General features: G+C 60.1%; 6 protein-coding genes. All 6 read left to right on the top strand.

Features of this window, described 5'->3' with window-relative positions:
• Nucleotides 1-678 (top strand): ShlB/FhaC/HecB family hemolysin secretion/activation protein (locus tag BM403_RS20125; RefSeq protein ID WP_139237992.1); only part of this gene is annotated, 678 nt, incomplete at its 5' end.
• Between the two features lie 33 nt (nucleotides 679-711).
• Complete coding sequence (locus BM403_RS20130; RefSeq protein ID WP_093544375.1) at nucleotides 712-13053, top strand: two-partner secretion domain-containing protein; 12342 nt, start codon at nucleotides 712-714, stop codon at nucleotides 13051-13053.
• An 18-nt stretch (nucleotides 13054-13071) separates the two neighbouring features.
• The gene (locus BM403_RS20135) at nucleotides 13072-13809 is read left to right on the top strand and encodes a hypothetical protein (RefSeq protein WP_256577188.1); all 738 of its coding nucleotides are present in this window, start codon (nucleotides 13072-13074) and stop codon (nucleotides 13807-13809) included.
• A 565-nt stretch (nucleotides 13810-14374) separates the two neighbouring features.
• Complete coding sequence (locus BM403_RS20140) at nucleotides 14375-14584, top strand: type 2 periplasmic-binding domain-containing protein (protein ID WP_029612650.1); 210 nt, start codon at nucleotides 14375-14377, stop codon at nucleotides 14582-14584.
• 163 nt (nucleotides 14585-14747) lie between these two features.
• Nucleotides 14748-15173 (top strand): VOC family protein, encoded by a 426-nt coding sequence (locus BM403_RS20145; protein ID WP_093544378.1) that lies wholly within the window; start codon nucleotides 14748-14750, stop codon nucleotides 15171-15173.
• A gap of 112 nt (nucleotides 15174-15285) precedes the next feature.
• Nucleotides 15286-16545, top strand: a complete 1260-nt coding sequence (locus BM403_RS20150; RefSeq protein WP_064052499.1) for a cation:dicarboxylate symporter family transporter — start codon at nucleotides 15286-15288, stop codon at nucleotides 16543-16545.
• Nucleotides 16546-16555 lie beyond the last annotated feature (10 nt).

A 16555-nucleotide genomic window follows, 5' to 3' on the forward strand; every position in this document is an offset into this window, starting at 1 on the left:
GCCTACCTGCGCACCAACAACTTCATCGAAGACAGCAAACTCGCCCTGAGCAGCAACCGCCTCAGCGAAGCCCAATTCGGCATCAACCATGGCCGGCGTATTGGCGGCTCGTTCCTCAACATCGACCTGGGCATGCAGGACGGCATCGGCGCGTTCGACGCCCAGGCCAATCACAACCCACGCCCCGGCCAGGCCGATGCGCGCTACCGAAAATACACCGCCACAGTGAGCTACCTGTACCCGTTCAAAGCGTGGGGCGAGTCGTTCAGCTTCAGCAGCCTGATGACCGGCCAACGTAGCGAAGACGTGCTATTCAGCCCGCAGCGCATGAGCCTGGGCGGGCAATCTTCGATACGCGGTTACAAGGATCAAAGTCTGTCCGGCGACAGCGGCGGCTACTGGCGCAACGACCTGCGCTGGAGTAGGCCGGTGACCCTCGCGTGGTTGCAGCCAGTGTTCGCCGAGTACGGCACCAGCCTCGGCTATGACCAGGGCGTGATCCGCCGCGACCGCTACAACGCCGAACAGCACGGGCGCATGACCAGCAACTCCTTGGACCTGTTCGCGCGCGGCCAGAACGTCGCGGCCACGGTGACTTTTGCACACTCTTTGGAACGACCGGGGCCGATCACTGAGCGTGAAGCGCCGATCTATTTTCGACTGGATTTCTTTCTTTAAATTTTTACCGCCCCTCGGGCATCGAGACATGACATGGACGTTCGCCAGCTCGCCTTCCTTGCGCGCCAACCTTCTGCAGCCGTGAAAAGCCGTTCCAACTTCTTGGGCTTGCCCAAGCGCGGGCTTGCGTTGGTCTTGGCCAACGCCATGTTCTGGCAGCCATTGCTGGCCCAGGCGGACGGGATTGTGGTCAGTGCGCCGGGGACGACGCTCGGCCAGGCGGGCAACGGCGTGCCTATCGTCAACATTGCCGCGCCCAATGGCAGTGGGCTGTCGCATAACCAATTCCAGGATTACAACGTCGGTCAGCAGGGCGTGATCCTCAACAACGCGACCGGTCGGACCCAGTCGACCCAGTTGGGCGGGATCATCCTCGGTAACCAGAACCTCAATGGTACGGCTGCCAGCGTGATCCTCAACGAGGTCAACGGCGGCAGCCCCAGCCAGTTGCGCGGTTTCACCGAAGTGGCAGGGCAGTCGGCGCATGTCATCGTGGCCAACCCGTATGGGATTACCTGTAACGGCTGCGGGTTTATCAACACCCCGCAAGCCACGTTGACCACCGGTAAAGCGGTAATCGAAAACGGCCAGATCAGTCGCTACCAAGTCGATCAAGGCAGCGTGTCCATCGAAGGCGCAGGCCTGAACGCCAACAACATCGACCAGTTCGAAATCATCACCCGTTCGGCCAAGCTCAATGCCGAGATTCAAGCCAAGAACCTGACGATCATTGCCGGTGCCAACGACGTCGATGCCAAGACCCTCAAGGCCACCGCACGAGTGGCCGACCCAGCAACAGCCCCGCAACTGGCGATCGACTCTTCAGCCCTGGGCGGCATGTACGCCGGGGCGATCAAGCTGGTCAGCAGCGAAGCCGGTGTCGGGGTAAAACTCGATGGCAAGATGGCTGCCAGCGCAGGCGACATCCAGATCGACGCCAACGGCGACCTGACCGTTGCACAAGTCGCCGCCGACGGTGCAGTGAACATAGAGGCCGTCAGCGCCAACATCCAAGGGGCGGCATACGCCGGCACCACACTGGAGATGAAAACCCGAGGCGACCTGAGCAGCCAGAACAACCTTGTCGCCAAGGACCGCATAACCCTCACCAGCGGCGGCCAGTTGGTCAACAATGGCATCATCGAAAGCGGAGTCAATCCCGATAACACCCGCAACACCAACGCCGATATCAGCATCAGGGCGCAGAGCCTCAACAACGCCGGCAGGAACATCATTGCCAGCCGTGACCTCGACATCACCACCACCCAGACCCTGAACAACCAGGGCGGCACCCTCAGCGGACAGCGGCAGACCACCGTCACCGCCGGCACCTTCGACAACCAAAACAAGGGGCGGTTGCTCAGCACCGACCGTCTGACCTTGACCGCCGACAAGGCCGCGAACGACCGGGACGGTCTGATCTCCAGCAACGGCGACCTAGTGGTGAACGTCGGTGCATTGGGCAATCGCGGTGGGGAAATCTCCAGCCTGGCCGATGTCACCCTGAATGTCGCCAGCCTCGACAATACGTCCGGCTTGATCGCGGCTGACAGGGGGCTCAGCCTCACTGCCAGCGGCGCGATCAATAACCGTGACGGCACCTTGTCGGGTTCAACCCTGGCGACCTTGAAGGCCGTCAGCCTGGACAATACCCGCGGGCAGATTACCGGCGATCTGGGCTTGAGCATCGACCTCAGCGGTGCCTTGGATAACCATGCTGGGACCCTGGGTTCCGGCAAGGCCTTGACCCTGGCCGCCGCCAGCCTCGACAACCGCGCGGCGGGCACGGTGCTGGCGGCGGACGGCACGCTGAGTGCCACCGTTCACGGCGCGCTGGATAACCGCGAACAGGGCAAGCTGCGCGCCACGGGCAGCATCGAGCTGACCACCGGCAGCCTGGACAACCGCGGCGGCAGCCTGGCGGGCAAGGACCACCTGACCGTACGCGGAGGGTCGGCGGACAATCGTGGCGGCCTGATCCAGGCCGACAAAGACCTCAAGCTGCTGGTCGATCAACTGGACAACCGCGACAAGGGCAACCTTGTCGCCAAGGCGGCCGTCGGCTTCGAAGGCACCCGCCTGGACAATAGCGGTGGCCTGCTCAGCGCAGTCGGCCCGGTCAGTCTCAAGGCCAAGGAGGTTGCCAACACCCAGGGCCGTATTGCCGGCCAGGGTGACCTCGAAGCCAGCATCGACAGCCTCAGCCAGCAGGGCGGGGCGCTGGTGGCCCAGGGTTCCCTGCGGCTGACCGGCAAGAGCCTCGACAACCGCAATGGCGGCACGGTCGCCAGCACCCAGGGCCTGACCGTCAATGTCGAGCAGATCGACAACCGTACCGGCGAGCTGTCCAGCACCCACAGCAGCGTCAGTGTCAGCGGGCAGCGTCTGGACAACAGCGATGGCGGCAAGCTGCTGACCGAGACTGATCTTGGCGTCGCAGTGGCGCAAGTGATCAACCAGAACCAGGGCCGGCTGTTCGCCAGGGGCAGCGTCAACCTGAACGGCAAGACCCTGGATAACAGCGGCGGCAACATCTCCGCCCTGCAGGGCCTGGATATCCGCCTCGATGGCGCGCTGCTCAACAACACCGGCTCGCTCAGCAGCGAAGGTGCGCTGGGCCTTACGGTCGGCAGCCTGGACAACACGGCCGGCAAGCTCGGCAGTGCCGCCGACCTGTCGATCGACAGTCTCGGCGCGGTGCTCAACCAGGGCGGGTCGATCCTCACGGACCAGGGCCTGGTGCTTGCCAGCGGCAGTCTCGACAACAGCCAGAAAGGCCTGATCAGCGGCGAGGGTGCGACCCGCGTCACCACCGGCACCCTGGATAACCACCAGGGTGGCCGCCTGACCAGTGGCGACCGCCTTGACTTGACGGCAACCCAGGTCAACAACGGCGCTTCCGGGCGTATTGCCAGTGCCAAGGATCTGACGGCCAACGTCACCGGCCTCGACCAACAGGGCGGCGAACTGTTCAGCAAGACCCAACTGAACCTGGACCTGCACAACGGCCGCCTGGACAACAGTGGCGGCCTGATCAACGGCCCGCTGCTGGTGCTGAAGAACCTCGACGTGGTCGTCAACCAGGGCGGTGAAATCTCCAGTGCCCAAGCCTTTGCCCTGGCCGCGAAAAGCCTCGACAACAGCAACGGCAAGCTGCTGAGCAACCAGGGCCTGACCCTGCGTATCGATCAGGCGCTGGGCAACATTAAGGGCCTGGTGGCCGCGGCTTCTCTCGACAGTCGTAGCGCCAGCCTGGACAACAGCCAGGGCCTGATCAGCAGCCGCGGTGCGGTCGATCTCGGCGTAAGCGGGGCGTTCATCAACCAGGGCGGCACCCTGGTGGGCGATGGCGCTATCCTGTTGACGGCCAACAGCCTGGATAACAGCAACGGTGCCGTTTCCGGAAAAGCCGATGTCACAGCGAACATTGCTGCTCTGGATAACCGCAACGGCAAGCTGATCGCCAGCAGCGCGCTAGCCTTGAGCGGCGCCTCCGTGGATAACCGGCTGAACGGCCTGGTAGGGGCGACAAAAGCGCTGACACTCGATGTCGACGTTATCGACAACCGCGGCGGTGAACTCTCCAGCAGTGCCGATATTCGCCTGACCGGCAAGCGCCTGAACAACAGCGACAGCGGCAAGCTCCTTGCCGATACCACGCTGACCCTCGAAATGGCCGAAGTGCTCAACCGCAACCTGGGACTGCTCAAGGGCAAGACCGGCATCACGCTGGACGGCCAGGCCCTCGACAACACCGGCGGCCAACTATTCAGCGACCAGGACGCACGACTCACCCTCGGCGCTGACCTCGACAACAGCGCTGGCCTGATCAGCAGCGAAGGCCGGCTGGACGTCAGCAGCGTCGGGCTGACCAACACGGCCGGTAGTCTGTCGAGTGGCGGCGCGCTCAACGTCAAGGCCAACGGCACACTGGCCAACCAGGGTGGACGCCTGGTCAGCGACAGCAGCATCAACCTGAACAGTGCCAGTCTCGACAACACCCGGCTGGGAGTGATCAGCGGTAAAGGTGCGGTGACTGTCACTACCGGCGCCTACGACAATCGCACCGGCAGCCTGAGCAGCAGCGACAGCCTCGCCCTGACGGCAGGGCAGGTCAGCAACCAGAGCGGCCGCATCGGCAGCGACAAGGCCCTGGTCGCCAGCGTCACCGGCCTGGACCAGCAGGACGGCAAGCTCTTCAGCAACACGGCACTGACCCTGGACCTGAACAACGGCCAACTGAACAACCAGAACGGCCTGATCAACGCACCGTCATTGCGGCTCAACAACCTCAAGGGCGTGAACAACCAGGGCGGTGAAATCTCCAGTGCCCAGGCCTTCGTGCTGGCCGCCGACAGCCTGGACAACAGCAGCGGCAAACTGCTGAGCAACCAGGCCGTGACGCTGCGGATCAACCAGGCACTGAGCAACCTCAAGGGCCAGATCGCGGCCGCCGCGCTCGATATCCGCAGCGCCAGCCTCGACAACAGCGGCGGTACCGTCACCAGCCGGGGCGACCTCGACCTGACCACCAGCGGTCAACTGAACAACCGCGACCAGGGCCTGATAAACGCCGCCCAAGCCCTGAACGTCAGCGCCGCCGACCTCGACAACAGGGGCGGTACCCTGCTGGGTGCCAGCACCGTGACCCTCAACGCCATGGCCCTGAACAACAGCGCCAAGGGCCTGATCAACAGCCAGGCCGGCCTGACGATCAACGCCAGCCGCCTGGACTCCGGCAATGGCGGCGAAGTCTCGGCCAAGGGCGATATCGACCTGAGCCTCGGCGCCCTGGCCCAGAACGGCGGCCGCCTGCTCGGCGACCAAGCCATCCGCCTCGACCTGGCGGGGGGTGATCTCGACAACCGCAACGGCCTGCTCAAGGCCAAGGGCCCCCTGACCCTCAATCATCTGCGTGACCTGAACAACCAGGGCGGCGAGCTGTCCAGCAGCCAGAGCTTCAACCTCACCGCACGGACCCTGGACAATAGCGGCGGTAAGCTGATCAGCAGCAACCAGTTGGGCGTGGCCGGAGACAGCCTGGTCAACCAGGGCGGCCTGATTTCCGGCTGGCAGGGGCTGGCCGTCAACGGCGCGAGCCTGGACAACCGCAACAGCGGCACGCTGTCCAGTCGCAGCGGCAATCTTGATGTCAACGTCAGCGGTGCATTGCTCAACAGCAATGCCGGTGCGCTGGTCAGCCAGCAAGCCCTGACCGTCAACGCGGCCAGCCTCGACAACAGCGCCGGCATTCTTTCCAGTGGCGCGGCCCAGCGCCTGACCGTCAGCGGTTTGTTGAACAACGCCCAGGGCGGCTCCATCGACAGCGCCGCCACCCTGACACTGCAAGCTATGAGCCTGAACAACAGCGGCAGCATCAGCGCACAACAGGCCCTGGATTTCACCGGCACTACCCTGGACAACCGTAACGGTACCCTGAGCGGCAAGGCCGCAGTCAGCCTCGACCTGCTCGGCGCCTTGACCAACAGCAACGGCCAGCTCGCCAGCGGCGGACCACTGGTGATCAGCCGCAGCAGCCAGATCGACAACCAGGGCGGCCAACTCGTCAGCCAAGGGGGGCTGAGCCTGCTCACCGGCAGCCTGGATAACCGCAATCGCGGTACCGTCGCAGCCAATGACAACCTGGTGATCAGCAGCAGCGGTGCCGTGCAGAACAACAGTGACGGCCTGATCTACAGCCAGAACGCTGGCGTCCGCGTCGACGCCGCGAGCCTCGCCAACGGCAAGGGCTCCCTGCAAGGGCAAGGTGCACTCAACCTGACGGTCAGCGGCGATATCGACAACCAGAGCGGTAAGCTGATTAGCCAGAATGGCGACCTCAGTGTCAGCGCGGCCAGCCTCGACAACCGTGGCGGCACCCTGGCCAGCCTCAAGGGCGCTTTCGAAGCCCATGTCGTCGGCGTGCTGAAAAACGGCTATGACCTGGCCAACAATCGCCAGGGCGGCATCATCCAGGCCCAGCGCCTCAACCTCAGGGCCCTTGGCGGGATCGACAACTACGGTGGGCGGATCGCGGCGCAAAGCGGCGATGCCCTGATCACCACCGCCGACTTCGACAACCGCAACGGCGGCCTGTACGCCCAGGGCCTGGTACAGGTCAGCGGCAACAACTTCGACAACAGCGGCGACAACGACGGACAGATCGCAGGCCAGCGCATCGACCTCAGCCTCAACGGCGCGCTGAACAACCGCCTGGGCGTTATTGAAAGCGACAGCAGTTTGAGCGTGCGTGCGGCCAGCCTCGATAACCAGACCGGCCAGATCCGTGCACTGGGCTCCGGCGGCAAGACCGACTTCCAGATCGGCGGCCTGTTCGATAACCGCAACGGCAAGCTGGAAACCGCCAACAGCGACCTGACCCTCAATGCCAGCAGCTTCCAGAATATGGGCGGCAGTCTGCTGCATGTGGGTAACGGCACCTTTGATATCAGCACCGCCAATATCACCAACGCTGGCGGCAGCCTGTTAACCCGTGGCGGCCTGACCTTGACGGCGGACAACTGGACCAACAGCAGCGTGATCCAGGCCGGGCGCCTGACGGTGAACGTCAACACCCTCAACCAGACGGCGGGCGGACAACTGCTGGCCTCGGACAGCCTGACCGGCAACGGTGGCAATTGGAACAACGATGGGCTGATCGCCAGTGACGGCACGGCCAACCTGACCCTGGCCGGCACCTATGGTGGTAACGGGCGCTACAGCAGCGTCGGCACCCTGGGCTTGAGCGCGGCCCAGGTAACCCTGGGCACTGCCACGAGCATTGCCGGTGGCGGGGATACCACGATCAATGCCGGTGGCCTGAGCAACGCCGGGCGCCTGACGTCCGGCGGTTCCATGACGGTCACCGCCAATAGTATCGGCAACACCGGCACGCTGGGGGCGACCCAGGACCTGACGCTGAAGACGCCCACCCTGGTGAACGATCACGGCCTGATCTTCAGCGGCCGAAACATGGGCTTGCTGGTCAATGACTTCACCAACGACAACGGGGATGTCTACAGCATCGGCAACCTGAACATCTCGGGACTCAATGGCGGTCGCGCCAACAGCGCGACCAACCTGGCGTCCTCGATCAATGTCGACGGGGATTTCTCGCTGTCGGCGAACAGCTTCAACAACAAGACCGAAGGGGTTATCGGCAAAGAGCGGCTGGTGTCGGGCGATATCACGTTTAACGGCAGCACGTTCTATATCGCCGAAAACTACACCTCGGAGTCGACCATCAGCGGCACGCGAGCGAGCCTGGCGGTGGCCGGAAACATTGATGGCGATGTCGGCCGCTTTTCCAACACCGCCTCGACGATTTCTGCTGGCAAGAATATTCGCTTGAACGTGGATACCTTCGAGAACCTGGGGTTGGAGGCCGGCAACTTCGCCCGTAACCGGGTCTATACCGGCGTGCGCAATATCTTCACTAACAAAACTTACGCGAACGAAGCGCTGGACGCCTACGCGCGAAGATATTCCCAGTACGTCTACCGATACACCAAGACCGTGCATGAGCCCGACAAAGGCGGGACTCACACCGAGCTCAACGATTACGGCAAACAAAAAACCACAACCGTGAACACCAAATTCGGTCAGGGACCGGATGTGGCCATTCCCGCCGGCATCCTGGCCGGCACCCTGAGCAGCGATAACAAAGTGTTTACCGCCGGGGGTGGCAGTGTCGCTTCGGTGGTCCAGGCCGGGCAGGCGATACAGATCAACGCCAAGAACACCATCGACAACAGCAACCTGCACGCCAATACCCAGTTCTCCGGGACGACGAAGACCGGGACCGGTACCCAGGTCGGCAGCGCGGCCAAGCCGACGGTCGTCTACCTGAACCCACAACTGCCGCCGAACCTGTCCCAGCAGCGGGTGGACCCCGTGGCGTCGCGGGGTTTCAGCCTGCCGGACGGACAAAACGGTCTGTTCCGCCTGAGCGGCCAGGGCGGTTCTGCGGCCCAGGCAAGCCAAACCAGTGCCGGGCCACAGAGCTGGAGCATGGGCAGCGCGACAGTCAGCAGTGCCCAGCGCCAACAGGGCGCGGATGACGTCCAGGCGCGCAACCTGCAGTTCAGCGATGCGGCGCGGATCGCCGCGAGCACTCTTCAACTCGAACAAAGTACCCGCCAGGCCACGGGCGCTGGGGTGTCCGGCAGCGTGATCAGTGTCAGTGCGCCCGGCGATTCCGGCAGTGTCCAGTTGCCGGGGCAGGCGGGCGTGGTTTCCACGGTGGGCAGCCAGGTCATCAATCGCGTGCAGGGCCTGCCGGACACTTCGGGCAGGTCCAACCCGCAGAAGTACCTGATCGAAACCAACCCGGTACTGACCGACCTCAAGCAGTTCATGAGTTCGGACTACCTGCTGGCGAACCTCGGTTACAACCCCGATCAAAGCGCCAAACGCCTGGGCGACGGTTTCTATGAGCAGAAGCTGATCCAGCAGGCGGTGGTCGAGCGTACCGGGCAGCGTTTCATCGACGGCCAGACCTCCGACGAAGCGCTTTACAAGTACCTGATGGACAACGCCATCAAGAGCAAGCAGCAGCTTGACCTGTCGGTTGGGGTCAGCCTGACCTCCCAGCAGGTCGCGGCGCTGACCCACGATATCGTCTGGCTCGAAGAGCATGAAGTGAATGGTGAGAAAGTCCTGGTGCCGGTGCTCTACCTGGCCCAGGCGACCAATCGCCTGGCGCCGAACGGGGCGCTGATCCAGGGCGGGGATGTGACGCTGATTGCCGGTCAGGATCTGCAGAATGCCGGGACATTGCGTGCAACGAACAATCTGAGCGCGATGGCGGGTAACAATATCGTCAACAGCGGCCTTATCGAGGCCGGCAATCGTCTGGATCTGCTGGCCAGCAACAATATCGTCAACAAGGCCGGGGGGATCATCTCCGGTCGCGATGTCAGCATGGTCGCGATCGGCGGTGATGTGGTCAGTGAGCGCACTGCCTCGACCACGGGTTACAGCATCAAGGGATACACCCAGACCCAGGACTATGTCGACAGCGCTGCACGCATCGAGGCAGCAAACGACCTGAGCATCAGCGCCGGGCGTGATATCACCAGCGCCGGCAGCGTGATGTACAGCGGCCGTGATACGACCCTTACTGCCGGTCGTGACGTCAACATTGTCTCTGCCGAGCAACACCGTAGCGAAGCCGGCCGGGGACAAAGCAGCGGCGTTAGCCAATATGGCTCCGACCTGATGGTCGGCCGTGACGTATCGGTAAGCGCCGGTCGTGATATCTCGGTGATTGGCAGCGATATCGACGCCATGCGGGATATCAGCATGAAGGCCGCCGAGAACCTGACCTTGAGTTCTGCAGCTGACGAAAGCCATTCCTACTCCAAGTCCAAGAAGCTCAAGACGCAAGAGGATCACGTCAAGCAGATCGCCAGTAACGTGACGGCGGGTGGTGATGTCGTGTTCAGTGCGGGTAAGGACATGACGCTGGTATCCAGCCGGATCAATGCTGGAGACGAGGCGTATCTGGTAGCGGGTGGGCAACTGGATCTGCTCGCAGCACAGGACAGTGACTATTCGCTCTACGACAAGAAAAAGAAGGGCAGTTTCGGCAAATTGCAGACCCGCCACGATGAAGTGACCCAAGTGACAAATGTGGGGAGCGAGATCAAGACCGGGGGAGACCTGACGCTAAAGAGTGGAGATGACCAGCGTTACCAGGTTGCAAAGCTTGAGAGCGGTAAGAATCTCACGCTGGACAGTGGTGGCAGCATTACTTTCGAGGGGGTGAAGGACCTTCATGATGAGAGCCATACCAAAACCAACAACAATGCTTTCTGGAACTCATCCAAAGGTAAGGGCCATACCGACGAAACACTTCGCCAGAGCCAACTGACGGCGGCTGGAGCAATCACCATCAAGGCTGTCGAAGGCCTGAAAATCGATGTCAGGGAGGTCAATCAGCAGACGGTCAGTCAGACCATCGACGCGATGGTCAAGGCTGATCCGAAGTTGGCATGGCTCCAGGAAGCCGAGAAGCGCGGTGACGTGGATTGGCGGCAAGTGAAGGAGATTCACGAATCCTTCAAGTACAACACCTCGGGACTGGGGCCTGCATCGCAGTTGATCATCGCGATTGCGCTGGCTGCGGTGATGGGGCCGATGATGGCCGGCTGGAGCACCATGGCCCAGGCGGGCGCCGTCAGCGTTGCGACCAAGGCGACCGTCAGCACCATCGATAACCGGGGCAACCTCGGTGCGATTTTAAAGGATGTCACGTCCAAGGACAGCCTTAAGGGTTATGGCGTTTCGATCGCGACGGCGGGTGTGGCGCAAGGGCTCAACTACAGCCCCGGCAGCATGGGTTTCGATCTTCAAAGTGCACAGACTGTTGCCTTGAAGGTGACCGCGGATGCGGTGATCAAGACCGCGGTGTATGGCGGTAGCTTCCAGGACAACCTGGCCAGCTCGGCGATGGGTACTGCCGCCAGTATTGGTGGGGCAATCGGGGCCGGGAAAATCGGTGATCAGGGACTGCCCGAAGGTGGATTGGAAAAGATCCTGTTGCACGCGGGTCTTGGTGGCCTGCTGTCCAAGGCCATGGGCGGTGATTTCCGCACGGGTGCCATTGCCGGTGGCGCCAACGAGCTTTTAGTCGGGCTGTTGGGCGACCAGCTCCTGCCGGAAAACCTGGTAAAGGGCTCCCCTGAATATATCCGGGCCGAAGCGAACCTGATGGCGCTCTCGCAGATTGCCGGTGTGCTGGGGGCGGTAGCATCCGGTGGTGATTCCGCCATTGCGTCCTCGGTGGCTGCGAATGCCACCCAGTACAATTTCCTGGGAAATCATTCGCAAGCCGTGCGTGATCGAGCGCGTAACGAGTATGAGGAAACTGGAAGCCTCGACGCCGCCAGGAAGTTGTCCACGCTTGAGGGCGCTGATCATCGTAGCGATGATTTGCTGGCCAAGTTCCATAACGACCCCACCTCCCTATCCGCTGCGGAAACAAGTGAGCTGAAGGCCTATCTTCAAGTCTATGCCTACGAGACGCAGCTCAAGTATGGCCCTGAAGTTGCCGCGTCCAGCGTCAAGATGCTGATAGAGAATGGACCGGTTCCTATCCGTGATTATCCGTTTGCGGGCACGACCGAGGCGAAAATCGCCTATGCCGATGCGTTGCGTGCAGTGGACGGTGTCTCTGTACTGAATCCGTTCTGGAGCCGAGAGCAAACGGCCAACGAGATGGTGTACAGGGATGCGCAAGGTTATTTGCGCATCAGCAACGAACAGCAGGGCCTGGCAAACATCGGGACGCCGGCGATTTACGCACTGTCAGGTCCGTTGGGTTCGGCTATTCGTATCGCCGCAGCTGCCAATGGAGTATTGCAGGCGGGTTACGGGGGTAAACAGGTCATCGATGGCGATACCTGGAACGGTCTCGGGAACATCGTCGTCGGAGCCCTGGGGGCCGCGAGCGTCAAGTTTCCTGGTGGTGCGACCGGCGTTGCAAGCAACGAGCTCAAGGGCGTTGTGGCGAGCGAGCTGCGCGGTCCTTGCTGTTTCGCGGCAGGCACGATGGTTGCGACCCCGTCAGGGGATCGCGCCATCGATACGCTCAAGGTCGGCGAAATCGTCTGGAGTAAACCTGAACACGGCGGTGAACCGTTTGCCGCGGCCATCCTGGCAACCCATGTGCGCACGGATCAACCGATCTATCGCCTGAAGCTGGAGAGTATTCGTAAAGACGGTGCGGCGGAGGGCGAAACGCTGTTGGTGACCCCGTCGCACCCATTCTACGTTCCAGCCCAACACGATTTTGTCCCAGCCATCAATCTCAAGCCTGGCGACTTGCTGCAGTCGCTGGGAGACGGCGCCAGCGAAAACGTCTCGACTCGGGTCCAGTCCCTGGAGCTGTTCCAGCCGGTGGGTAAAACGTTCAACCTGACAGTTGATATCGGGCATACGTTCTATGTTGGCAAGCTGAAGACCTGGGTCCACAACACTGGGCCATGCAAATTGCCCCAGATTACCCTCAATCGCCAAAATGGCATTGAGTTTGAACGGCAAGTCATCAGTGCCTTTGATGATATGGGCGGGGTGAAAAATACCAGCCTGGTAACTGTCGAGCTGGCTAACGGCGCAAAAGTAACAACGATTCCTGATATGTGGGGGAAGAACGTAGGGGGGATGTTGGAGATCAAGAATGTACTCAATCTTTCAATGTCCAACCAGTTGCGTGCGCAGGTCAAGGTCGCACTCGATACCAGCCAACCCTTGAATATTGTGGTCAGCTCCAGAACAAATGGTATTTCGAGGGAGGTGATGCGCCAGGTGGAGAGCACGGGGGGGGAGGTTTATAGATACAATCCTGTCACGCGTGAATTGACGAGATTTTGAAGACATATGAAGCCTTACGTGCAGATCGCAATCAGGACGAAGTCTGAAACTATTGGATGGGGCGTTGGAGAGGCGTTCATTGCGTCGTTAAGCCGGGATGGGGGCGTACTGGTTCCAGAGCAGGTGTCGCACAACGCGGATAAGTTCGTGGAGTCTTTCATGGGCATGGCCGCGAGTGAGGCGTGCTGGGCGTCCAAGGCGGCCATACGGATTAATGGCGCATTGTCGGACTTCTACCAAGACTTTGCCTGGCGGAGAAAAAAAAAGGTTAAAGGCTCTGGGAGCGTTGTTCATACTGCGCGCAACGCCCGGGGGCAGGTGGTTCCAGGCGCAATCAGCTATCGCTCGGCCAGTAGCGAGAGAGTCGATTGGTATTCACTCTTCAAAACATGGTGTGAAATTTTTCCTCCTCAACTTGGAATGCTGCACCTTTTCAGTGAACCCGAACTCGGCCCTCATGAGAAAAATAATAGTTTTCAGATCGGCTCATTCAAGTCAGCTTTGAACCCGGACGTGCCGAATATGGGTTGGGCCATGTTCTACGGCGATGAGTTCGCTGAAGAGGTCGATTTTGAGCGGATTGCTGCAGCAGGCTTTCCTATTGAAAAGCTTAATAAGGGCTATCTTGTAACGGTCACAGAGAATATCCAGGATGTGGCAAGTAACTTCTCACTGTTCTCAAAACGTCGGGGTGAGCTTAAGCGTCTGTTTCGAGAAGATTTTTTCTTGATAAAAACTGAGCCATCCATTGATTGATCGCTGCGTGTCCGTTACGCAAAGCGGCACAACCAGCTGCTCAGGCTGCAGGTGAATGGGGCTCCATGGTTTGTAGAAAGGCTGATCAGACCAACAGCCTGCCCGACAACGCCTAAAGACTCTCAGGATCGCCAAAAAACATTTTTACTGGGCTCTAGGGCGGTAGTTACAGCCTGAAAAAAACGAATTATGCCCCCAGTTATGCCCCCATTCACACCGGGCGTACGAGCGATCGCGAACGGCGTTTGCCGACACGGACCTGGGTGGCCGTGGCTGGTATTCAGTGCGCCTCCATATACTGGATGAGCAACCCGAATGGGGCAAATCCGTGGTCGCTCGGAAGAGGGTTCTGAGTTGATATCCCTAAGCGGACTTTTCGGGTCTGTCTCTCTGCATCTATCCAGAAATTGGCTCGCGAGATGCTCATGCTCTGCGCGATGTTGCAATACGCGGTTGCCAGGGGGATCGATCCGCGTGTCCATCGCCACCAGGCGCCTAGACACGGAATCAGCATTGAGACGGTGCCGCTGATCTCCGATATTCGGAGGCGCTTTTACAGGCTGCTGTGGAGGGCGCAGGGACCATTCTGACGCCTGATTGGCAGGCCGGGGCGGCGGTGCGCGATGGCACGCTTGTACAAATATTGAGGCAATGGGAAGGCCCGGCACCGGGTGGGATCTATGCCGTGATGCCCCCGGGGCGATTGGTTCCGACGAAGACAAGGGTGTTTGTCGATCAAATTACCCATGCGATTCAGGCGGCCTGGGAGCAGTAAAAAGAGATCACCAATTAACAAAATAAAATTGTGTTTGTGAAAAATTTATATTGATTTTTTTTAGGTTGGTTCGGCTTTAGCATAAATCCACCTTCAAAAAACGTCGGGCAGCGACCACGGTGTCCGGCATCACAAACCAATAAAAATTGTTATCGGAGTCCTGATGAGTCTTTCTCCTTTCCACCTCGCAATCCCTGTGTATGACCTGGCAGCTACGCGCACCTTTTACGGTGAGGTATTCGGCCTTGCCGAAGGCCGCTCAAGCGACCAGTGGGTAGACTTCGATTTCTACGGCCATCAACTGGTCATCCATGAGCACCCTAAGACTGCTTCGCAGGAAAGCGTGCACAGCAACCCGGTAGACGGCCACGACGTACCGGTTCCGCACTTCGGCATCATCCTGGAGTGGGCACAATGGGAAGCCCTGGCCGAGCGCTTGAAAGCACGCGCAACCAAGTTTGTGATCGAACCCTACATTCGCTTTAAAGGCCAGGTCGGCGAGCAAGCCACCATGTTCCTGTTCGACCCGTGCGGCAACGCGCTGGAGTTCAAAGCGTTCAAGGATATGAGCCAGCTCTTCGCAAAATAATAAAAATCTGGAGCACGTTAAAGCGTGCTCCAGAAAACATAAATGAGCTGGAAGCTCATGAATCTAGCTACTGCCGTCACGCAGTCCTTTCATTCCAACAAAAAGGCTAGACATGAAACGTATCCCCTTAGTTTGGCAAATCGTTGCCGGGCTGTTGCTTGGCGTGCTCGTGGGTTGGTATTTCAATACCCACCCGGAAAATCAAGTTTGGGTCAGTACCGAAATCCTTAAACCGCTCGGTGATATCTTCATCAAGATGATGAAAATGGTCGTCGTGCCGATTGTTTTCTGCTGCATGATCCTCGGCATTGCTGGGGGCGGTGATAACAAATCGTTCGGTCGCATGGGCGCAAAGTCGTTGATCTACTTCTTTGCAATCACCAGCCTCGCCATCGTGCTCGGCTTGTGTTTCGCCAACATGTTCGAGCCGGGTAAAGGCACCGAAATCGCGGGCATCGCGCACAACGCAGCAGCCGTGCATATGGAGCCGTCGAAAGGCGCGCTGATCATCCTGCAGAACATCGTGCCCGATAACGTGATTGTCGCGATGTCGGAAGGGAAGTTGCTGTCGGTGCTGTTCTTTGCGGTGCTGCTGGGCATGGCGTTGAACACGTTGCCCAAAGCCAAAAGTGCGCCGGTTGTAGCGGTTGTGCAGGGCTTCTCCGACGCCATGTTCAAGGTGGTGTCGTTTGTCATGGCCTACGCACCGATCGGTGTATTCGGCATGATCGGCGCCACTGTAGCGACCTTCGGATTTGCGTCGTTGCTGCCGTTGCTCAAGTTGATCGGTGTGGTGTACCTGGCGCTGATTACCTTTGCCCTGGTGATGCTCGGCGGTATCTGCTACCTGATCGGCGAAAACGTCTTCAAGTTGATCAAGTACTTCCGCGATGAGCTGATTCTGGCCTTCTCCAGTGCAGCTTCTGCGGCGGTCATGCCGCAGTTGATGACCAAGCTGGAAGCCTACGGCGTGCCTCGGCGCATCGTCAGCTTCGTGGTGCCGGTGGGTTATGCGTTTAACCTGGACGGTGCTTCGATCTTCCTGGGTGTGGCGACGATCTTCATTGCCCAACTCTATGGCATCGATCTTTCGTTGACTCAGCAAATTCTGCTGGTGGTCACGATGGTGCTGACGTCAAAGGGCGCTGCGGGTGTACCTGGGTTCGCCATCATCATTCTGTCGGCTACTTTGGCGTCTGCCGGGCTGCCGCTGGAAGGGGTCGCGTTGATTGCCGGGATCTTCCGGATCATCGACAGCGGCACTACCACCTTGAACGTACTGGGTAATGCAATTGCACCCCTGGTTATCGCCAAGTGGGAGAAAGCACCCTTGGAGCGAAAAAGCGCTGTAGGGGGCGAACAGAACGCTTAATCAGTGACAC

Source organism: Pseudomonas sp. OV546, assembly GCF_900116845.1.
In the GTDB taxonomy this organism is placed as follows: Bacteria; Pseudomonadota; Gammaproteobacteria; order Pseudomonadales; family Pseudomonadaceae; genus Aquipseudomonas; species Aquipseudomonas petroselini.